General features: G+C 64.0%; 17 protein-coding genes. 6 read left to right on the plus strand and 11 right to left on the minus strand.

The features are described 5' to 3' along the window. Positions 1 to 152: 152 nt before the first annotated feature. Both UP09_RS15890 and UP09_RS15895 read right to left on the minus strand, forming a co-directional pair. On the minus strand, positions 153 to 1,184 hold the full coding sequence (locus UP09_RS15890; protein ID WP_044539100.1) for a YcjF family protein: 1,032 nt from the start codon (positions 1,182 to 1,184) through the stop codon (positions 153 to 155). Next, a complete protein-coding gene (locus tag UP09_RS15895) occupies positions 1,181 to 2,644 on the minus strand; it encodes a YcjX family GTP-binding protein (RefSeq protein WP_044539101.1) in 1,464 nt (487 codons plus the stop codon). The genes UP09_RS15890 and UP09_RS15895 overlap by 4 nt, the downstream gene beginning before the upstream one ends. 202 nt (positions 2,645 to 2,846) lie before the next feature. Here UP09_RS15895 and trhA point away from each other — a divergent pair, with 202 nt between their 5' ends. Together trhA and UP09_RS15905 are read left to right on the plus strand one after the other, a co-directional pair. After that, a complete protein-coding gene (gene trhA / locus UP09_RS15900) occupies positions 2,847 to 3,542 on the plus strand; it encodes a PAQR family membrane homeostasis protein TrhA (RefSeq protein ID WP_044539102.1) in 696 nt (231 codons plus the stop codon). 61 nt (positions 3,543 to 3,603) lie between these two features. Then, positions 3,604 to 4,398, plus strand: coding sequence for an SDR family oxidoreductase (locus UP09_RS15905; RefSeq protein ID WP_044539225.1), 795 nt, complete (start codon positions 3,604 to 3,606; stop codon positions 4,396 to 4,398). A 123-nt stretch (positions 4,399 to 4,521) separates the two neighbouring features. Here UP09_RS15905 and mdlC read toward each other — a convergent pair whose 3' ends face one another. From mdlC to UP09_RS15925, 4 genes are all read right to left on the minus strand, one after another. After that, a complete protein-coding gene (mdlC, locus tag UP09_RS15910) occupies positions 4,522 to 6,147 on the minus strand; it encodes a benzoylformate decarboxylase (RefSeq protein WP_044539103.1) in 1,626 nt (541 codons plus the stop codon). A gap of 143 nt (positions 6,148 to 6,290) precedes the next feature. Further along, a complete protein-coding gene (locus UP09_RS15915; protein ID WP_044539104.1) occupies positions 6,291 to 7,145 on the minus strand; it encodes an HTD2 family dehydratase in 855 nt (284 codons plus the stop codon). Between the two features lie 25 nt (positions 7,146 to 7,170). Continuing rightward, positions 7,171 to 8,271, minus strand: a complete 1,101-nt coding sequence (locus tag UP09_RS15920; RefSeq protein ID WP_044539105.1) for a CaiB/BaiF CoA transferase family protein — start codon at positions 8,269 to 8,271, stop codon at positions 7,171 to 7,173. A gap of 10 nt (positions 8,272 to 8,281) precedes the next feature. Next, the gene (locus tag UP09_RS15925) at positions 8,282 to 9,451 is read right to left on the minus strand and encodes an acyl-CoA dehydrogenase family protein (protein ID WP_044539106.1); all 1,170 of its coding nucleotides are present in this window, start codon (positions 9,449 to 9,451) and stop codon (positions 8,282 to 8,284) included. Positions 9,452 to 9,636: 185 nt separating this feature from the next. Here UP09_RS15925 and UP09_RS15930 point away from each other — a divergent pair, with 185 nt between their 5' ends. Beyond that, a complete protein-coding gene (locus UP09_RS15930) occupies positions 9,637 to 10,560 on the plus strand; it encodes a LysR substrate-binding domain-containing protein (RefSeq protein WP_044539107.1) in 924 nt (307 codons plus the stop codon). Between the two features lie 13 nt (positions 10,561 to 10,573). Here the strand turns inward: UP09_RS15930 and UP09_RS15935 are convergent, their stop codons facing one another. Together UP09_RS15935 and UP09_RS15940 are read right to left on the minus strand one after the other, a co-directional pair. Continuing rightward, a complete protein-coding gene (locus UP09_RS15935; RefSeq protein WP_044539108.1) occupies positions 10,574 to 11,167 on the minus strand; it encodes a thiamine pyrophosphate-dependent enzyme in 594 nt (197 codons plus the stop codon). Continuing rightward, positions 11,167 to 11,727, minus strand: coding sequence for a thiamine pyrophosphate-binding protein (locus UP09_RS15940; RefSeq protein ID WP_156164622.1), 561 nt, complete (start codon positions 11,725 to 11,727; stop codon positions 11,167 to 11,169). The genes UP09_RS15935 and UP09_RS15940 overlap by 1 nt, the downstream gene beginning before the upstream one ends. A gap of 94 nt (positions 11,728 to 11,821) precedes the next feature. On the opposite strand from UP09_RS15940, the gene UP09_RS15945 reads away from it, so the two are divergent. After that, the gene (locus UP09_RS15945) at positions 11,822 to 12,931 is read left to right on the plus strand and encodes an aldo/keto reductase (RefSeq protein WP_349643911.1); all 1,110 of its coding nucleotides are present in this window, start codon (positions 11,822 to 11,824) and stop codon (positions 12,929 to 12,931) included. A 115-nt stretch (positions 12,932 to 13,046) separates the two neighbouring features. Here UP09_RS15945 and UP09_RS15950 read toward each other — a convergent pair whose 3' ends face one another. The 3 genes from UP09_RS15950 to UP09_RS15960 form a co-directional block, all read right to left on the minus strand. Beyond that, positions 13,047 to 13,280 (minus strand): DUF768 domain-containing protein, encoded by a 234-nt coding sequence (locus tag UP09_RS15950; protein ID WP_044539110.1) that lies wholly within the window; start codon positions 13,278 to 13,280, stop codon positions 13,047 to 13,049. 88 nt (positions 13,281 to 13,368) lie between these two features. Further along, positions 13,369 to 14,643 (minus strand): cytochrome P450, encoded by a 1,275-nt coding sequence (locus UP09_RS15955; protein ID WP_044539112.1) that lies wholly within the window; start codon positions 14,641 to 14,643, stop codon positions 13,369 to 13,371. Positions 14,644 to 14,713: 70 nt separating this feature from the next. After that, a complete protein-coding gene (locus UP09_RS15960; RefSeq protein WP_044539113.1) occupies positions 14,714 to 15,985 on the minus strand; it encodes a cytochrome P450 in 1,272 nt (423 codons plus the stop codon). A gap of 451 nt (positions 15,986 to 16,436) precedes the next feature. On the opposite strand from UP09_RS15960, the gene UP09_RS15965 reads away from it, so the two are divergent. Further along, positions 16,437 to 17,612, plus strand: a complete 1,176-nt coding sequence (locus UP09_RS15965) for a DUF898 family protein (RefSeq protein WP_245301996.1) — start codon at positions 16,437 to 16,439, stop codon at positions 17,610 to 17,612. Positions 17,613 to 17,858: 246 nt separating this feature from the next. Beyond that, positions 17,859 to 19,004, plus strand: a complete 1,146-nt coding sequence (locus tag UP09_RS15970; RefSeq protein ID WP_156164633.1) for a DUF898 family protein — start codon at positions 17,859 to 17,861, stop codon at positions 19,002 to 19,004. The last annotated feature ends 1 nt before the right edge of the window (position 19,005 follow it).

Raw genomic sequence — 19,005 nt, forward strand, 5'->3', positions numbered from 1 at the left:
CGTAGCGACAACGGCGGGCCTCTATTGGATCAGTAATTTCGATAATCTGCATAAATCACCAATGGTCGCGGTACGCGAAACCGTTCCGCGACGATCAGCAGGATATAGACGAAGCGTTAATTATAATTCCGGCCCTGCTCGGCCGCCGAGATCTAGTCCTCATCCTCGCGCTTGCGCAAAAGATCCTTCGCGAGATCGGCTAGCGCGGGCCGGGGCAGTGCGTTGAACGGCAGTGGGCGGGTCACGTCGATCGCGGCGAGGCCGAGCCTTGCGGTCAACAGGCCGTTGAGAATGCCTTCGCCGAGCCGCTGCGAGAGTTTGGCGGCAATGCCGTGGCCGAGCATCTGCTGGATCAGGCTGTCGCTCGCCGCCATGCCGCCGGTGATCGCCAGATGCGCGATCACGTGGCGCATCAGGCTGACCATGCCGAGCGCGCCGGGCCGTCCGCCATAGAGCCGCGCCAATTGCCGGATCATCCGCAACGAGGCCACGAACACGAACAGCACGTCGATCATCGCGCGCGGGCTCACCGCAGTGACGACGGAGACGCGCTGCGCCGCCGACGACACCAGCCGCCGCGCTTCCTCATCCAGCGGCGCCATCAATTCGCGCTCGGCGAGGCGGATCATGTCGGCGCCATCGATGATGTCATCGGTGTGGCTCTGCAGCGCGCTGCGGGCGCGGGCGAGCCGCGGGGTCTGGTGCGCGAGCTTCATGAGTTCGGCCACGATCACCCGGCTCGCCGCGCGGTCGTCGCTGACGAGCACCTCGGCCGCACGCAGATGCAGCTTCTCGATGGTCGCAAGCCGCGCCAGGCCGACCGCTTCGCGCGTGATCACGACCAGCAGCGCCACCGCCGCGATCACGGCGAACGCCAGCCCGAGGACACCGAGGCCTTCGTTGCGTGCGAACAGATCCTCGATCAAATTGATGACGCCGAGCCCGGTGCCGAGCAGCACGAGGCCTGCGACCGAGCTCCAGAACAGTGCGCCCCAGCGGAAGCCGCGGCGCACGGGCACGAGCGGCACATCGACTGGCACGGGCAGTTGTGCGGGCTCCGCTTCGGGCACAATCTGGATCGTGCCGCGGGCGAGGCGGCCGGTGTCCTCGGTATCCATCACGACCACGCCGGGATCGCCGAGCTTGAACGTCGCCGGCCGCCGCGGGGGCGTCTTCTCGTTCATTGCAGTTTGTCTCCGATCAGGAACTGGAGGGCGCGGTCAAGGCGGATGTGAGGCAGCACCGGCTCGGCATCGCCGTTTCGTTCCAGTTTCGGAGGGCGGAAGCGAAGGAAGCGGTAATCGGCCGCCTCGGCGCCGGCGCTGGAGAGGCCGCGGAATTCGCCCCTGAACAGCTCCTCGGGATTGTCGGGCAAATCGCCCGGAAAGGTCGCGACCTCCGTCTCGCCGTCCAGCGTTTCGCCATTGGCGATCTCGCCCGGCGCCGGCGTGCCCAGGATCGACGGCAGTCTGTCGCGGCCGCGCGCAACCTGCGCCTCGCGGGTGGCGCGCACGGCGGCGAGCGCGGCCACGTCGATCGCGGCGCCGGCATATTCGGCGCGCTCGGCGGCCTTGGCCACGATCCGACGCAGCACCGCTTCGAGCCGGTCGTGGCTTTGATGATGCAGGTGATCCGCCTTGGTTGCCGCGAACAAGATGCGGTCGATGCGCGGCCGGAACAGCGCGTTGAGGATCGTGCTGCGGCCGATCCGGAAGCAGTCGAGGATGCCGGCCAGCGCGGCCTCGAGATCGTGCAGCGCCTCCGGTCCCGAATTGAACGCGGCGAGCGCATCCGCCAGCACGATCTGGCGATCGAGCCGGGCGAAATGGTCGCGGAAGAATGGGCGGACCACGACATCCTTGTAGGCCTCGTAACGCCGCCGCATCATCGCCCACAATGAGCCCTCGGGTGCGCTGCCGTCCACCGGCACGTCAAGCGGCGCAAAGGTCAGCGCCGGCGTATCGGCGAGATTGCCCGGCATCAGGAAGCGGCCGGGCGGCAGCAGGCTCATCGCAAAGCGGTCGTCGCGGCAGGCACGCAAATAGTCGGTGAACAGCCTTGCCTCGGTCAGCGCGGCCTGCTCGTTCTCGCGCCCCTCCGGCTGCAACGTCTTGAGATAGTCGTGCCAGGGCGCGGCGAGTTTGGCGCGCAGTGGCTCGCGCGACAGCGCAAGGCTCTCGGCCGACCATTGCTCAAAGCTCTTGTTCAGCAATGGCAGGTCGAGCAGCCACTCGCCGGGATAGTCGACGATGTCGAGCGTAAGCGTGCGGTCCGCGCCGTTTTGTCGCTGGTAGTCGATCACGAGCCGGAGCTCGGAGATGTCGGTGGTCGAGTTCGGCCAGCGCCGCTCCTCGATCAGGGTGCGGACGTGATTTTCATAGGCGAAACGCGGCACCGCATCGTCGGGCTGCGGCTCCAGGCGCGCGCGGGCGATCCGCCCGGAGGCATAGGCTTCGAACACCGGGAAGCGGCCGCCCCGCGTCAGCCCGTGGATGAGTGCCGTGATGAACACCGTCTTGCCGGCGCGTGACAGGCCGGTGACGCCGAGCCGCACGGTCGGGTTGAAAAAGCCCTCGCCATAGTCGAGCAGCGCGCGTGCCGAGAGACGCGCCTCCTCGACAATATCTAGAAAGCTGAGGGCCATGGCGCGTTGAGGGAAAACCGGCGGGAGGGCCAAAAAATGGGCAGGCGATCACCCGCAAGGTGGCGATTATCGCGCCAAAATCAAGCTTCACACTTCTGGCGCCTTTGCAGGCGAGAGGATTGCAAGGGGATTGCAACGGGATTGAACTCACCGCCGCACCTGCGATACCCATGTTCTATCGGCACTGAGGAAAGCCCCCGGTATGACGGTCTTCCGCCTGAAGCAGTTTGCCTCGACCTCGATCCATGCGGCCGGCGCCGTGTTCTGGAACTACGACCGCGCCGAAGTGATCGCCGACGGCGTCGTGCACATTGTCGGCGTCTGTTTCGGGCTGATTGCAGCCACCGCGCTGATCGTGCTGACCGCGGTCTATGCCAGCCCGCTCGACGTTGCCGTGGTGTCGGTCTATGTCGCGGGCCTGCTCGCCATGCTGGTGCTGTCGGCGACCTATAATCTCTGGCCGGTGTCGCGCGCCAAATGGGTGCTGCGCCGCTTCGACCACTCGGCGATCTATCTGTTGATCGCCGCGACCTACACGCCCCTGATCATGGAAGTGAAGGACAGCTGGTTCGCCATCGCGCTGCTCGCAGGCGTCTGGTGCGTGGCGATCGTCGGCATCTGGCTGAAGCTGGTCTATCCTGGCCGGTTCGACCGGCTGTCGGTCGGGCTTTATCTGGCGATGGGCTGGAGCGGCATCATGCTCTATGACGCCGTGGTCAAGGTGCTGCCGGCCATGGCGCTCGGCTTCGTGCTCGCCGGCGGCGTGCTCTACAGCCTCGGTGTGATCTTCCATGCCTGGCGACGGCTGCGCTTCCAGAACGCGATCTGGCACAGCTTTGTCCTGCTTGGCGCCGCCTGCCACTACATGGCCGTGTTCGACGTCGTGCTGGCGAGCTAGCGTCCACACGACGCGAACGATATCATGCTCCCGAAACGATCAAGATGTCGGGAGGATGGCCATGCAGGTGGCAGGTAAAGTCGTGGTGGTCACCGGCGGTGGCAATGGCATCGGCAAGGCCATGTGCGAGGCGTTCCACGCCGCCGGCGCGTCCAAGGTCGTGGTCGTCGACCTCGATCATGCTGCGGCCGAGAAGGTTGCAGCGTCGGTCGGCGGCGCGGCGTTCAAATGCGATGTCGGGCAGGAAAAGAACATCCTGCATGTGATCGACGAGACCGAGCGCATGTTCGGCCCGATCGCGCTGTTCTGCTCCAATGCCGGCATCGGCGGCGGCTTCGATCCGCTGTCGGTGAATGCCGGCGGCAGCTCGGACGAACCGTGGTCGCGGAGCTGGGCGATCCACGTCATGGCGCATGTCTATGCGGCGCGGCATCTGGTGCCGCGCATGAAGGTGCGCGGCGGCGGCTATTTTCTCAACACGATCTCGGCCGCGGGCCTGTTGTCGCAGGTCGGCAGTCCCGCTTATTCGACGACCAAGCATGCGGCGGTCGGCTTTGCGGAAAACCTCGCGATCTCGCACCGCGCCGACAACATCAAGGTCTCGATCCTCTGCCCGCAGGGCGTCGACACCAACATGCTGCGCGGAATTCCCAAAGGCCCGCAATCCGGCGACGGCGACCTTGCCCCGGAGCAGGTCGCACAGGACGTGCTGAAGGGTCTCGACGAGGAGACTTTCCTGATCCTGCCGCACCCGCAGGTGCTCGGCTACATGCGCAACAAGACCGAGAATTACGACCGCTGGATCGGCGGCATGGCCAAGATACAGGCGAAGATGCGGGAAACGTACGGGAAGTGACCGCAGGTCATTCCGGGGCGATGCAAAGCATCGAACTATGGCGCGCAATTGCGCGCCTGAGAATCTCGAGATTCCGGGTCTGGTCCTTCGGACCATCCCGGAATGACGAAGGCTCTTTGTCCCTCACCCCTTCGGCGCGTAGAGCAGCGGCACCGCCGAATCCACCATCACCTCGATCAGGCTCGCGCCCTGATGCGACAGGCCGCGCTTGTAGGCGCTCGCCAGCTCGGCCGATGTCGTCACCCGCGTGGCATCGCAGCCCATGCCCTCGGCGAGCTTGACGAAATCGATGCCGGGCAGGTCGAGGCCCGGCACATTGCGCACCTGCATCACCTGGCTGAACGAGCGCATCGCGCCGTAGCCGGAATTGTTCAGGATGACGACCGTCAGCGGCAGCTTGCGCTGGGCAGCGGTCCACAGCGCCTGGATCGAATACATCGCCGAGCCGTCGCCGATCAGGCAGACAATGCGGCCCTCGCGGCGCCCCAGCGCCATGCCGACCGATGCGGGCAGGCTGTAGCCGAGGCCGCCGCTCGCCATGGTGTAGAAACTGTCCTGGCCGCGCATCGGCATGAATTTCTGCATCGCGGGCCGGTGTGACGGGGCTTCTTCCACCAGCACATCCTGCGGCCCCATCGCCGTTGCGAGCGCGTGCAGAACGTATTCGACCGGGATTGGATCGGCGGCCGAAGGCGCCGCTGGAAGCGTGCGGCCGGCAGGTGCCACGCGCGCCGTGTCCGGCAGCAGATCGAGCAGCATCGTTAGTGCCGGCTTCATGGTCGCGACGATGCTGTGGCCTGCAGGCGTCACGGCGGCCGCGGTCGGATCGTCGGTGATCTGGAAGATCGCTGTCGCGCCGTCGAAGATCGCGGCGTGACCCTCGACATGGAATGTGAACACCGGCGCGCCGATCACGACCACAACATCGTGCTCGCGCAGCGCGTCCGAGAGCTGGCCGGGCGAGGCGTGCAGGAAGCCTGCGAATTGCGGGTGGCGTTCCGGGAATGAGCAGCGCGCCGAGAACGGGCTGACCCAGACTGCCGCTTTCGACCGCTCGGCCACCTTGACCATGAGGTCGACGGCCTCCGCACGATCGACACCGGGACCGACGACGAGGGCCGGATGCTTGCTGTCGGCAAGCGCGGCCACCAGCGTCTTCATCGCTGACGTATCCGGACCGAGCTCGCGGCTGACCTGGCGCGCCTCGATCGGCTGCGTCGCTTGGCTCCAGTCATCGATCGGCACCGAGACGAAGGTCGGGCCGCAGGGCGGCTGCATCGCGACGTAATAGGCACGCGCGATCGCGGCCGGCACGTCTTCGGCGCGCGCCGGCTCGACGCTGTATTTCACATAAGGTCTCGGAAACTCCGATGCCCGCTCGGCGTAGAGGAAGGCCTGCAGCGGCAGGATGCTGCGCGCCTGCTGTCCGGCGGTGATGACGAGCGGCGTCTGGTTGCGGTGCGCGGTGTAGATATTGCCGAGCGCGTTGCCGACGCCCGCCCCGGAATGCAGATTGACGAAACCGGCATTGCGGGTGGCCTGCGCATAGCCGTCGGCCATGCCAACGACGGAGGCCTCCTGCAGGCCGAGCACATAGTCGATGTCGTCGGGCCAGTCGCTCAGGAACGGCAGTTCAGTCGAGCCGGGATTGCCGAATACCTTTTTGATGCCGAACGCGCGCAACAGGCCGAAGGTGGCGTCCTTGACGGTGACGGATTTGCTGGCGGCGGCGGGCTTGCGGGATGACATCGGGCGGCTCCCATTGGTGGTTTCTTGGTACTCCGTCATTGCGTGCAGCAGAAACGACGAAGCAATCCACCTGTTGATGGATTGCTTCGTGAAGTCAAGTTTGCGTTCGTGCGTCCGGAGGCGGTTACTCAGACCTCACTGTCTCACCAGCTCGCCGTGCCCTTCATGGTCGGTTGTCCCTCGGAGTTCGCGGTCCACAGCTCCAGGCCGCCGTCCTTGTCGCTGGCATTGACCGAGAACTCGCTGCCCTCGAACAGTGGCTGCAGGCCGCGGTAGACGAACCTCTTCGGCGGCTGGCCGCCATGCAGCTTGGCGGCGAATTCGACGATCAACGCGGCCTGCAGCGGGCCGTGGAAGATCAGGCCCGGATAGCCCTCGACCTTGGTGACGTAATCGCGATCGTAATGGATGCGGTGGCCGTTGAAGGTCAGCGCCGAGTAGCGAAACAGCAGCACCGGATCGGCCATGTGGCTCTCGCGATGCTTGGCGACGGGCGGGGGAGAAGGCGCCTTGGTGGGCGCTACCGACGGCGTGGTCGTGATCTCGCGATAGACGATGTCCTGCCGCTCGCGAATCGCCAGCCCGCGCGATGTCGTCACCTCGTGATTGACCGAGACGAAGCACAGCGTGCCGGTCGAGCCCGTCTTCACGGTGACGTCTGATATGCGCGAGGTCCGCTTCGGCGCGTCGCCGACACGCAAGGCATCGAAGAATTCCAACTCGCCGCCAGCCCACATCCGGCGCGGCAGCGGCACCGGCGGCAGGAAGCCGCCGCGGGTCGGGTGGCCGTCAGGGCCGAGTTGCGACATCGGAAACACCGGCTGACCCAGGCACCAATGCGTGGTCCACGGCGCGGCATCGCCCGGCTTCGGCTCGCCGATCTCCTGGAACAGCGTCGCACGCAGGCCCATCACCAGATGCGCGGTGACGACGTCGGTTGCGTCAGTGCTGCGGCCGATCCACTGGCGGAGATGATCGAGGTCGAGTGTGTCGCTCATGTGAATGACCCGGGCAGGAGTTTCTTTAAGAACGTTTCGTGCGTTCGTCGATGGCAGGCACCGCGCCGTAATGTCTGTCTTCGCCTATGACAATCGCGGCCGGTGCCGGATAGCTGACCTTGCCCCTCGGCGTGTCGACCTCGATCCGACGAAGATGCGGATGCATCGCGAGGTCGGCCATGGTGTTGACCTCGGCAAACGCGATGTCGGCCTCGGCAAGCTTCGCCAGCAAGTCGTCGCGCGTCAGCCTGCCAAAACTGTCGCTGACGATCTGGTCGGTCTTGGCGCGGTTGCGCACGCGCTCGACCATGTTGGCGAAACGCGGATCGTTCGGCAAATCCGGCTGTCCCAGCACCTTGGCGCAAAGTATCTTCCACTCGCGCTCGCTCTGGATCGAAATCAGGATCTCCTTGCCATCCTTGGAGCGGAACACGCCATAGGGTGCGATCGAGGGATGGGCGAGGCCGATGCGTTGCGGCGGCTTGCCATCCTCGGCGTTGAGCAGCGGCACGGTGAGCCAGTCGGCCATCACGTCGAACATCGAGATCCGGATGTCGGCGCCGTCCCCGGTGCGGCCGCGTCCGATCAACGCTTCGAGGATCGATGCATGCGCGGTTGCGCCGGTCGCGACGTCGACGATCGACATGCCGACCCGCGAGGCGCCCTCGGGACCGCCGGTGAGCGAGGCAAGGCCGCTCTCGGCCTGGATCAACAGGTCATAGGCCTTGCGGTCGGCATAGGGTCCGGTATCGCCATAGCCGGTGATGGTGCACATGATCAGCTTCGGATAGTCCTTGCGCAGCCGCTCGCGCGCGAAGCCGAGCTTGTCCATCGAGCCGGGCTTGAGGTTCTGCAGCAGCACGTCGGCGCTGGCGATCAATTCTTCCAGCGTGGCGCGGCCACCCTTGGTGGACAGATCGATCACCACCGAATCCTTGCCGCGGTTGAGCCAGACGAAATAGCTGCTCTGTCCCTTCGCCGCGGCGTCGTAGCCACGGGCGAAATCGCCCTCGGGGCGCTCGATCTTGATGACATGGGCGCCGGCATCGGCCAGGCGTGACGAGCAGAACGGCGCGGCAACCGCCTGTTCGACGGCGATGACGATCAATCCCTCAAGCGGCAACATGGGCGCGAACTCAGTAGGAGCGGGGCATGCCGAGCACATGCTCGGCCACGAACGACAAAATCAGATTGGTCGAGATCGGCGCCACCTGGTAGAGCCGCGTCTCGCGGAATTTTCGCTCGACATCATACTCCTCCGCGAAGCCGAACCCGCCATGCGTTTGCACGCAGGCATTGGCCGCTTCCCAGGACGCATCGGCCGCCAGCATCTTGGCCATGTTGGCCTCGGCGCCGCAGTCGAGTCCGGCTTCATATTTGCGGGTGGCTTCCTTCACCATCAGCTCGGCCGCCCGCATCGCGGCGTAGGCTTTTGCAATCGGGAACTGGATGCCTTGATTCTGGCCGATCGGCCGGCCGAACACGCTGCGCTCCTTGGCGTAGTTGGTCGCTTTCGCAATGAACCATTTGGCATCGCCGATGCATTCGGCGGCGATCAGGATGCGTTCGGCATTCATGCCGGAGAGGATGTAGCGAAAACCCTTGCCTTCCTCGCCGATCAGATTCTCCGCCGGCACCTTCATGTCGGTGAAGAACACTTCGGTCGTCGCGTGGTTCATCATAGTCCTGATCGGGCGGATCTCCAGCCCGTGGCCCTTCGCCTCGCGCATGTCGACGATGAATACCGAAAGCCCATCCGTGCGCTTCTTGGCCTGATCCTTCGGCGTGGTGCGCGCGAGCAGGATCATCAGGTCGGAATATTCGGCGCGGCTGGTCCAGATCTTCTGGCCGTTGACGACGTAATGGTCGCCGTCGCGGCGCGCGAAGGTCTTCAGCGATGACGTATCGGTGCCGCTGGTCGGCTCGGTGACGCCGAACGCCTGCAGCCGCAACTCGCCGGTCGCGACCTTCGGCAAATACTTTGCTTTCTGCGCGTCGTTGCCGTGCCGGAGCACGGTGCCCATTGTGTACATCTGGGCGTGGCAGCCGCCGCCGTTGCAGCCGGCGCGCTGGATCTCTTCCAGGATTGCCGCGGCGGCAGACAGCTTCAGGCCCGCGCCGCCATATTCCTCGGGGATCAGCACCGAGAGATAGCCGGCCTCCGTCAGCGCATCGACGAATTCCTTCGGATAGGCCATCTGGCGATCGAGCTTGCGCCAGTATTCGCCGGGAAACTGGGCGCAGAGTTTTGCGACGGCGTCGCGGATGTCGGAATGCTCGTCCTGTTGCGGGTCGTGTGCGGTCATTGTTGCTTCTTGTCGAGAGGTTGCACCAGAGCGTTTTCGAGCGAAGTGGGTACCGGTTCGCGTGAAGAAAACGCGTCAAATAAAGGCCCTAATGGCGGGCGAAGCGCCCGCCATTGTGGGGCCCCGGTAAACCCCCTATGCTCGTTTGTTATAGCGTATGAACCTGCCTTCCAGGATTGGCAAGTATGGATTTCCGCCAGCTTAGGACGTTTGCCTGCGTAGCGGAACTCGGAAGCTTGAGCAAAGCTTCCGATACGTTGCGGGTGGCGCAGCCGGCGCTGAGCCGCCAGATCAAGCTGCTCGAGCACGAGCTGCGCACCGATCTGTTCACGCGCAACGGTCGCGGCATGGTGCTGACCGATGCCGGCCGTCTCTTGCTCGCGCGCACCAGTGGTATCGTACGGCAGATCGACCAGATCAGGGACGACATCCAGTCCGCCGGCGGCGCGCCGTCGGGCCGTGTGGTGCTCGGGCTGGTGCCGACCGTGAGTTGCGTGCTGTCGGCGCGGCTGGCGCGGCGCACGGTGGAACAGTTTCCCGGCATCTCGCTCTGCATCGTCGAAAGCTACAGCGGGCATTTGATCGAGTGGCTGCATCGCGGTGAGATGGATTTGGCCGTGATCTACGGGCCGTCGGTCGATCTGCATCTGGCGGTGCAGACCCTCGGCCGCGATAGCATCGTCGCGGTCGGCCCGCGCGGCAGCGGGCTGAAGCAGAAGAAGCAGGTCGAGTTCGGCTGGCTGATGCGCCAGCGCCTGGTGCTGCCCAGTCATTCGCACGGTCTCCGTGCGCTGCTCGAACATGCCGCGGCGAAGAAGAAGATCAATCTCGACGTCAAGCTCGAAGCGGATTCGTTCCGGGTGTTGACCAGCCTGGTCGAGGAGGGGCTCGGATACACCCTGCTGCCGCCATCCTCGGTGCGTGCCGAGGTCGCGGACGGCCGGCTCGAGACCGCGCCGATCGCACGGCCCGCGCCGCGCCGCGAGCTGACGCTGGCCTCGCCGGTCGAGCATGCCGGCTCCAACGCGATGACGCTGATCGCGAAGCTGTTGCGCGACGAGGTCGCCGCGCTGCGCGCCGAGGGACTCTGGGACATCCAGCTCGCCTGAGCGCGTCTGCGCATCACGTCACCGCGAAGCCGAGATGGCCGCGGAAGCGGTTCTTCAGATATACGCCGTCACGCGGCGGCAGCGCGCGCTCGACCTCGCCGGACGCGATGCGGATCCGCGCCAGCTGTGTGCCACCATGGACATCCCGCAACCCTCTGCGAAAGGTTTCGATCCCGGCCATGTCCGCGATATCGCTGACCGAGCCGATGCCCGCGCCACTCGCGATCACCTCGAGCTTGGCGCCGAGGCCGGAATGGCTGAGCTGCATCCCGGTCTCGCCGAAATGGCCGTTGTCGAGCACCGCGATCGAGAGATTGCCGGGTTGCTTGGTCGCGATCGTCAGCAGGCTGCCGATCCCCATCAATTGCTCGCCATCACCGGTGATAACAAGCACCGGGCGTTTCGGTTGCGCCAGCGCCAGGCCAAGCCCGATCATCGCTGCTCCCCCCATCGCGCCCCAGAGATAGAAGTTCCCGGCATGATCGCCGGCATCGAACAGATCGTAGGTCGAGGAGCCGAGCCCGGAGATCGCGAGCAGGTTGCCGCGCTCAGCGAGCAGCGCCTTCACCGTGGCGCGGCGATCGAGAGTTCCTGTTGGGGCTGACATCAGTGCGTCTCCTTCGTCCACTTCTTGCGCCCGATCATCCGCTGCGCGATCAGCACCGCGACCTGCTGGTCGCCGTCATAGGCGAGCGAGGCGGCGGCCGAGATCACCTCCTCGGTATCATCAGGGTCCTCCAGCCGCAGCACGGTGGCGCCCATGATTTCGAACGCCTTCGGCGTCGCTTTGCCCATCGGGATCTGCCAGGGATTGAACTCGGCCCATTCGCCGCGCATTGTCACCAGCGTTAGCAACGGGAAGCGGCAGCTCGCCATTAGCGACAGCATGTTGACGCAATTGCCGACGCCGCTCGATTGCATCAAGAGCACCGCGCGATCGCCGCCGAGCCAGGCGCCCGCGGACAACGCGACGCCTTCCTCCTCGGTGGTCAGGACCGTGGTCTTGATATCGGCATCCGCGTGCGACAGCTTGATCAGCGTGGAATGCCCGGCGTCAGGGACATACGACACTTGCGCCACGCGAAAATCCTTCAGCGTGCGGTAGATTGCAACCGGCCAGTCGGTGCTGGTCGCGTTGTCCTGGTGAGCGGCAATCTGGTCCATCATGGCCTCGGGGATGGGACGCGCATTGGCGCGGCCTCATGCCGAGGGCTTAGGCCAGGCGAGCGTATTATTCCCTTCGCATCTGGCTCGCGCAGCTATGCCGGAATTTTATAACCCCGTCATTGCGAGCGAAGGCACGCGAGAAATTGCAATTTCAGCCAGTGTAGATGCGGCGCATGTGACCGTAAAGGCCGCCCAAGGCTCACCGGTTATGCTTGTCTCTCGCTTGACGATCAACGTCGCCCGCAAGAGTTTACGCACCGAGGCTGACACTTTCGAAAAGTGCCAAGGCGGACCTTTTCCCGAGAATGCAGCGCATGAGTGTTGCGGTTTCGACAAGATGGAGTTGCGGGTGAATCAGGCTCCATATAAAGGCGCGGCGCTTGCTGGAACAATTGACCTTGGCGACTTGACAGTTAACCGGTTGGGCTTCGGCGCAATGCGTCTATGCGGAGATTCGGCCTGGGGAAGACCAAGGGATCGGGAGCACACCAATCGGGTTCTGCATCGAGCGGTCGAGCTCGGCGTGAATTTCATCGACACCGCGGATAGCTACGGCCCCGAGGCGAATGAGACAATGATCTCGCAGGCGTTGTATCCCTACCCTCCGGGTTTGGTCATTGCCACGAAAGGTGGCCTAGTGCGGCCAAACCGCCGATCCTGGGTCGAGAACGGCCGCCCCGACCATTTGCGGCGCGCGATTGAAGGCAGCCTGCAGCGCTTGCGGCTGGAGCGCATCGATCTGTATCAACTCCATGCGCCTGACCCCAATGTGCCATTTGCTGAGTCGGTTGGAGCGCTGGCTGATCTGCGGCGCTCGGGCAAAATCCACCAAATCGGCCTTTCGAACGTCACCGTTGCGCAGCTCGAAGTGGCGCGCTCCATCACACCGATCGTGTCGGTTCAGAACCCGTACAATCTGCGAAACCGAACCAGCGAAGACGTACTCGCCGCGTGCGAGCGTCTTGGAATTGCTTTTCTGCCCTGGTATCCTCTGGGCGGCAAACGCGGCCTGAAGGCGCTCAAGATCAAGCAGGTCGCCTCGCGTCGCGGTCTCACGCACGCAGCCTTATCGCTTGCGTGGCTGCTCGCCAAATCACCTGTCATGCTGCCAATCCCCGGCACGCGATCCATCGATCACCTGGAGGATAATGTGCGTGCGGCCGCCCTCAAGCTTGCGCCGGAAGACTTCGACGATTTGGAATGAAGGTGCGCTTCGGCGGACGCCGAAGCCGAACGACAGATGGTTGCGCGGTGCGGTCGATAAAAGCGCCGGCATCGATCAGGGCTTTGCGATCGAACCCTGATCTTTAGCCCACCTTCTAGCTGCGGCCTTCTTCGCGTTCATTCGCTTCTTGAATCTGGGCCGACATGAAGGCCGTCAGGTCGTCGAATTCGTCGTCAATTTCGGCCGCGGGAATGCCGGCCGCCAGCGCCTCTGCACGGCATTGTTGAGCCAGCGATTTTGCCTGAATATCCTCACCCTCTGCTGGGGCCCCGGCGTGAACGTTATTCGTTACCCATTGCTCTACAAACGCGATGACTCGTTCGCTCATCCGGTCAACTCCCAGCCTTGCTTGATCTGCTCTGTTATCGGGCGCGCGTTCGCGCGCCCCGTCGGCTCGCAATGATAGCCTTAGGGACTCAGCCCGGGATCCGCACCGGCAAGGATTCGATTCCCCGCACAAAACTGGAATAAACCCGCTTCGGCTCGCCGACCACTTCGATGCGGTCGAAGCGCTTCAGCATCTCCTGCCAGACGATCTTGAGCTGCAATTCGGCGAGCCGCATGCCGACGCAGCGGTGGATGCCGAAGCCGAACGACAGATGGATGCGCGGGCGGGCGCGGTCGATGATGAATTCGTCGGGCCGCTCGATCACCTCGTCGTCGCGATTACCCGAGACGTACCACATCACGACGCGATCGCCCTTCTTGATGGTCTTGCCGCCGACCTCGGTATCGACCAGCGCGGTGCGCCGCATATGCGCAAGCGGGGTCTGCCAGCGGATCACCTCGGGCACCATGGTGTCGATCAGCGCAGGGTTCTCTTTCAGCTTGGCGAACTGGTCGGGATGCTCATGCAGCGCCAGCACCGAGCCGCTCATGGTGTTGCGGGTGGTATCGTTGCCGCCGACGATGAGCAGGATGATGTTGCCCATCAGATTGTCGGGGTCCATGTGCCTGGTGGCGTCGCTATGCGCCATCATCGACAGCAGATCGTTCTTCGGCGGCGCGTTGACGCGCTCGTTCCAGAGCCGGGAGAAGGTGGCGTTGCACTCGTCCATCTCCTGCCGGCGCTGCTCCGGTGAGTCCACGATGCCGCTCTTCGGTAGCGCGGTCGAGACGTCGGACCAGCGTGTCAGCTTGCCTCGTTCCTCCCAGGGGAAGTCGAACAGCGTCGCCAGCATCTGCGTGGTCAATTCGATCGAGACGCGCTCGACGAAGTTGAAGGTCTCGTTGCGCGGCAGATTGTCGAGCACGCTCGCCGAGCGTTGCCGGATCAGTTTTGCGAGTTCGTCGAGATGATCAGGCGTGAACATCGGCGACACGGTCTTGCGCTGATGCGCGTGCTTGGGCTGGTCCATCGCGATGAAGCTCGGATAGTCATAGCCCGGCGGCACGTCGCGGATCGAGATGCCGCCCAGCGTCGAGTCGGAGGAGAAGACGCCGTGGCTGGTGTCGACATGCATGATGTCGTTGTACTTCACGACCGACCAATAGGGTTCGATCGGCGAGTTGGTGCAGTAATGCACCGGCTCTTCCTTGCGCAGCCGCTCGAACCACGGCCACAGCGTGTCGTTCTGAAATAGTTTTGGCGCGCCGGGATGGAAATCCCTGAGCGGCGTCGCATAGGCTTCCTCGCGCGCCTGACGTAGCTGCTCGGCCCTGTCGGCGCGGATTGCGGTCTGGACGTTCATTTAACTTTGCTCCGGCGAATGTTCTGGCCTTCCTCTCCCGCTTGCGGGAGAGGAAGATAAGTTTTGCGCCTCACGCGGCAATGCGCACCGGCAGCGTCTCGTAGCCCTTGATGAAGCTGGAATACACCCGTTCGGGCTCGCTCACCACCTCGATGGTGTCGAAGCGCTTGAGGATCTCTTCCCAGATGATCTTGAGCTGCAGCTCGGCGAGCCGCAAGCCGACGCAACGGTGGATGCCGAAGCCGAACGAGATGTGGGTGCGCGGCCGCGCGCGTTCGATGTCGAACTCGTAGGGCCGCTCGATCGCCTCCTCGTCGCGGTTGCCCGAGACGTACCACATCACGACCTTGTCGCCCTTCTTGATCTGGCGGCCGCGGAATTCGAAATCAGCCAATGCCGTGCGCCGCATATGGGCGAGCGGCGTCTGCCAGCGGATCACCTCGGGCACGAAGCTGTCGATCAGCGCCGGGTTCTCTCTCAGCTTGCGGTACTGGTCCGGATGCTTGGCGAGCGCATAGATGCTGCCGGACAGCGTGTTGCGCGTGGTGTCGTTGCCGCCGACGATCAAGAGGATCAGATTGCCGAGGAAATTCTTCGGGTCCATGTCGCGGGTGGCGTCGCTATGCGCCATCATTGACAGCAGGTCGCTCTTCGGCGGCTGGTTGATGCGGTCTTTCCACAGCCGCGCGAAATAGCTGGCGCATTCCATCAGCTCGGCCTGCCGCTCATCCTCCGTGGCCACGAGCCCGCCGACGCCGGGCAGGGTGGTCGCGACGTCGGACCAGCGCGTCAGCTTGCGGCGGTCTTCCCAGGGAAAGTCGAACAGCACCGCGAGCATTTGCGTGGTTAGTTCGATCGAGACCTTGTCGACCCAGTCGAACACGTCACCGCGCGGCAGATTGTCGAGGCATTCGGTCGAGCGCGTGCGGATATTAAGTGCAAGTTGGTCAAGGTGTGTCGGCGTGAACATCGGCGCCACGGTCTTGCGCTGCGCCGAATGGCGCGGCTGATCCATCGCGATAAAGCTCTCGCGGCGCAGATCGGTCGGGACGTCGCGGATGGTGATGCCGCCGAGCGAGGCGGCCGACGAGAACACCGAATGGTTGGTCTCGATTTCCATGATGTCGTTGTATTTGGTGATCGACCAGTACGGCCCGAACATCGAGTCCTTGCAGTAGTGCACCGGGTCTTCGCGGCGCAGCCGGTCGAAATACGGCCAGAAGGAATCGGTCTTGAACAATTCAGGGTGGCCGGGATCGTAATCCGACAGCGGGATCGCATTGGCGCGCTCGCGCGCCGCGTCCTGATTGGTGTCTTTGACGAGATCGATGGTCCCGTGCATGGGCGGCTCCTCAATAGTCCCTCGGCCGGGGCATGGCCGGCGCGGTGATGTTTTATCGAATTACATTCCCATTCGCGGCTTTGCGCAAGGGTCCTCAAAGGGTCCTCAGCACGCATTTGACCGCATCATTGTGGCGCGGGGAAGGGCCGGTTCCGGACGGTTTCCCAGTGACAGGCCGGGGATCGAGAGTAAGTCTGTTTGAAACAGCGTTTAATTTGGCCAAAAGACGGGCTCAATCACCGGCTGCATCTTGAGAGGCGCGAGCCGCTAGGCTATGTCGCTCGCTCAGGCTTTATTGCCAAGCTTCGCCCTGGGGTTGATTGCCGTGAATGAGTGGTGGGTGTCGGTCGGCTCGCCGCCTCCAATTCCAGACGGGCCGCAGCCGCCGGCTGTCGAAAAGTGGTGGGCGCCGATCGACGCGCCTCTTGAATCACCGACGGCGCCAGGCCTGATGTTCTCCGGCCAGCGCCGCGATTTCCTTGGGCTGGTTGCCCGTGGCGCCGCGCTTGAACTCATCACCGTCGGCTTCTACCGCTTCTGGCTCGCCACCGACATCAGGCGGCATCTCTGGACCAATACCCAGGTGGATGGCGACGCCGCGGAATACACCGGCCGTGGCAAGGAGCTGCTGGTCGGATTCCTGTTCGCGCTCGCGATCATGGTGCCGATCTATGTCGGCTATTTTCTCATCGGCATCGAGGTCGAGCGCCTCAAGGCGCTGGCCAGCATTACGCTGTTCGTCTTTTTCTATGTGTTCGGACAGTTTGCGATCTACCGGGCGCGACGCTATCGCCTGACACGCACGGTGTGGCGCGGCGTCCGGTTCTGGATGGACGGTTCCGGCTGGGCCTATGCGGCGCGGTCCTCGCTGTGGACGGTGCTGACGATCCTCACGCTCGGACTGACCTTGCCGTGGCGCGCCGCGGCGCTCGAGCGCTACAAGATGCGCCACTGCCACTATGGCGAATTGCAAGGCGGCTTCGACGGCCGCGGCTGGGAGTTCTTCAAGCGCGGCTGGTGGTTGTGGCTGCTGGTGGGGTGCCTCTTGTTTGGTCCTCCATCATTCAACGATATTCTGCGTTTGGCGGACAGGCCGCCTTTACCGAAGTCCGTCATTGACGCCATTCCCTTCTACTACATCGTTGTCTCGCTGGCCGTCCCGTTCATCTACGCGGTCTTCAAATCGATCGAGTGGCGCTGGTGGATCGCGGGACTTCATTTCGGGCAGGTGCGCTTCACGTCGACGCTGCAATATGGCGCGCTGGCAGGCCTGTACTGGAAGGTCATCGGCTGGCTCCTGCTGTCAGGCATGATGTTTGCCGCTTACCTTTTCGTGGGCGCTTGGTCGATCGCAACCATCGGCAAGTTGTCCATGGCCAGCCTGGTCAGTGGCGGCCTCAGGGGAAATGTTGCGATGATCCTGGTGGCGGCGACCGGCTATTTGATGTTCATCCTTGCGATGAACGTGGTGCTGCGAATTTACTTGATGCGCGACCTGTGGGCACGGATCGCCGCATCGACCCGCATTCACAACATCGCCGCCGCCGACAACGTCGCCTCACGCGGCGATCTTGCAAGCGCACTCGGCGAAGGCTTCGCCGACAGTCTCGACGTGGTCGGATTCTAGCAGCCTGTGATCAGGGCACGAGTGCCAGCGCGCAGCTGCTCTAACGACCCACCGCCCCCCTCATTTGCCCATTCCCGGCAAGCCCCCGTTAATGCAAAGCCCTGGCAGCCTCCTGAAAGCCGGGCCGGGAGCCTCGACGTTCTGTGAAACCTGGATCACACTCGCGGCGACTAATCTGTGCTTTTGATCCGAAGAGATTGTTGCAGCCCAGAGATTGCAGCCCTTGGGAGCTGATCCGTGAATGACATGAGCTGGACCCCGTTGGGGCCGTCGCAACCGCCGCCAGAGCCGCCGCCGATGCCGGTGGCATTCTCCGGGAATCGCAACGAGTTCTTCCGCCTGATCGTCCGCGGTGCCGGGCTCGAGCTCGTCACCGTCGGCTTCTACCGGTTCTGGCTCGCCACCGACATCCGCCGCCACCTCTGGTCGAATACGTTGGTCGACGGCGATGGCGCCGAATATACCGGTCGCGCCAAGGAGCTCCTGATCGGCTTCCTGATCGCGCTCGCGATATTGGTGCCGGTCTATCTCGCTTACTTCCTCGCCGGCCTCAAGGCGGAGGAGGGCCAGGCGTTCGCGTCGACGCCACTGGTCGCCTTCTTCTATGTGTTCGGGCAGTTTGCGATCTACCGCGCGCGGCGCTATCGGCTGACGCGCACGGTGTGGCGCGGGGTCCGGTTCTGGATGAGCGGCTCGGGCTGGATCTACGCGCTGCAGTCCGCGCTGTGGGGCCTCCTGGTCGGCGTCACGCTCGGCCTCGCGCTGCCGTGGCGCGAGGCTGCGCTCGAACGCTACAAGATGCGGCATTCCTATTATGGCGATCTGCAGGGCTCTTTCGAAGGAACCGGCTGGGAGTTCTTCAAGCGCGGCTGGTGGCTGTGGCTGCTGGCGCCGTTCGCGCTGTATCTGACGATCGGCGCGCCGTTCGTCTATGGCGCGTACAAGGCGATCGAATGGCGCTGGTGGGTGTCGGGCATCCGCTTCGGCGAGGTGCGGCTGGAATCGACGCTGCGGCGCAGCGCGCTGATCGGACTCTATTGGAAGGTGATCGGCTGGATCGCGCTGCTCGGCCTCGCGTTCCTCGCCTATCTCGCGCTGTGCGTGTTCCTGGTGGCGAGCATGGATGCCACCCCGATCGCGGAGTTCTTCAAGACCGAGGCGTTTGCCAAGAGCATTCCGTTGCTGGTCCTCGCCGGCATCGGTTATCTCGCCTTTGCCCTGTCGATGAACGTCGTGATGCGGGTCTATTTGATGCGCGATCTCTGGGTCCGGGTGCTGTCGTCGACGATCGTGCACAACATCGAGGCGGCGGCCAACGTGACGGCGCGCGGCGAGCTTGCCAATGCGCTCGGCGAAGGCTTTGCCGACGGCCTCGACGTCGCGGGCTTCTAGG

Origin of the sequence: Bradyrhizobium sp. LTSP885 (genome assembly GCF_000938305.1) — a bacterium.
In the GTDB taxonomy this organism is placed as follows: domain Bacteria; phylum Pseudomonadota; class Alphaproteobacteria; order Rhizobiales; family Xanthobacteraceae; genus Bradyrhizobium.

Excerpts from the sequence above, each read along its gene's own strand:
- UP09_RS15890 (WP_044539100.1), bottom strand. The coding sequence starts at position 1,184 with ATGAACGAGAAGACGCCCCCGCGGCGGCCGGCGACGTTCAAGCTCGGC.
- UP09_RS15895 (WP_044539101.1), bottom strand. The coding sequence starts at position 2,644 with ATGGCCCTCAGCTTTCTAGATATTGTCGAGGAGGCGCGTCTCTCGGCA.
- trhA (WP_044539102.1), top strand. The coding sequence starts at position 2,847 with ATGACGGTCTTCCGCCTGAAGCAGTTTGCCTCGACCTCGATCCATGCG.
- UP09_RS15905 (WP_044539225.1), top strand. The coding sequence starts at position 3,604 with ATGCAGGTGGCAGGTAAAGTCGTGGTGGTCACCGGCGGTGGCAATGGC.
- mdlC (WP_044539103.1), bottom strand. The coding sequence starts at position 6,147 with ATGTCATCCCGCAAGCCCGCCGCCGCCAGCAAATCCGTCACCGTCAAG.
- UP09_RS15915 (WP_044539104.1), bottom strand. The coding sequence starts at position 7,145 with ATGAGCGACACACTCGACCTCGATCATCTCCGCCAGTGGATCGGCCGC.
- UP09_RS15920 (WP_044539105.1), bottom strand. The coding sequence starts at position 8,271 with ATGTTGCCGCTTGAGGGATTGATCGTCATCGCCGTCGAACAGGCGGTT.
- UP09_RS15925 (WP_044539106.1), bottom strand. The coding sequence starts at position 9,451 with ATGACCGCACACGACCCGCAACAGGACGAGCATTCCGACATCCGCGAC.
- UP09_RS15930 (WP_044539107.1), top strand. The coding sequence starts at position 9,637 with ATGGATTTCCGCCAGCTTAGGACGTTTGCCTGCGTAGCGGAACTCGGA.
- UP09_RS15935 (WP_044539108.1), bottom strand. The coding sequence starts at position 11,167 with ATGTCAGCCCCAACAGGAACTCTCGATCGCCGCGCCACGGTGAAGGCG.
- UP09_RS15940 (WP_156164622.1), bottom strand. The coding sequence starts at position 11,727 with ATGATGGACCAGATTGCCGCTCACCAGGACAACGCGACCAGCACCGAC.
- UP09_RS15945 (WP_349643911.1), top strand. The coding sequence starts at position 11,822 with ATGCCGGAATTTTATAACCCCGTCATTGCGAGCGAAGGCACGCGAGAA.
- UP09_RS15950 (WP_044539110.1), bottom strand. The coding sequence starts at position 13,280 with ATGAGCGAACGAGTCATCGCGTTTGTAGAGCAATGGGTAACGAATAAC.
- UP09_RS15955 (WP_044539112.1), bottom strand. The coding sequence starts at position 14,643 with ATGAACGTCCAGACCGCAATCCGCGCCGACAGGGCCGAGCAGCTACGT.
- UP09_RS15960 (WP_044539113.1), bottom strand. The coding sequence starts at position 15,985 with ATGCACGGGACCATCGATCTCGTCAAAGACACCAATCAGGACGCGGCG.
- UP09_RS15965 (WP_245301996.1), top strand. The coding sequence starts at position 16,437 with ATGTTCTCCGGCCAGCGCCGCGATTTCCTTGGGCTGGTTGCCCGTGGC.
- UP09_RS15970 (WP_156164633.1), top strand. The coding sequence starts at position 17,859 with ATGAGCTGGACCCCGTTGGGGCCGTCGCAACCGCCGCCAGAGCCGCCG.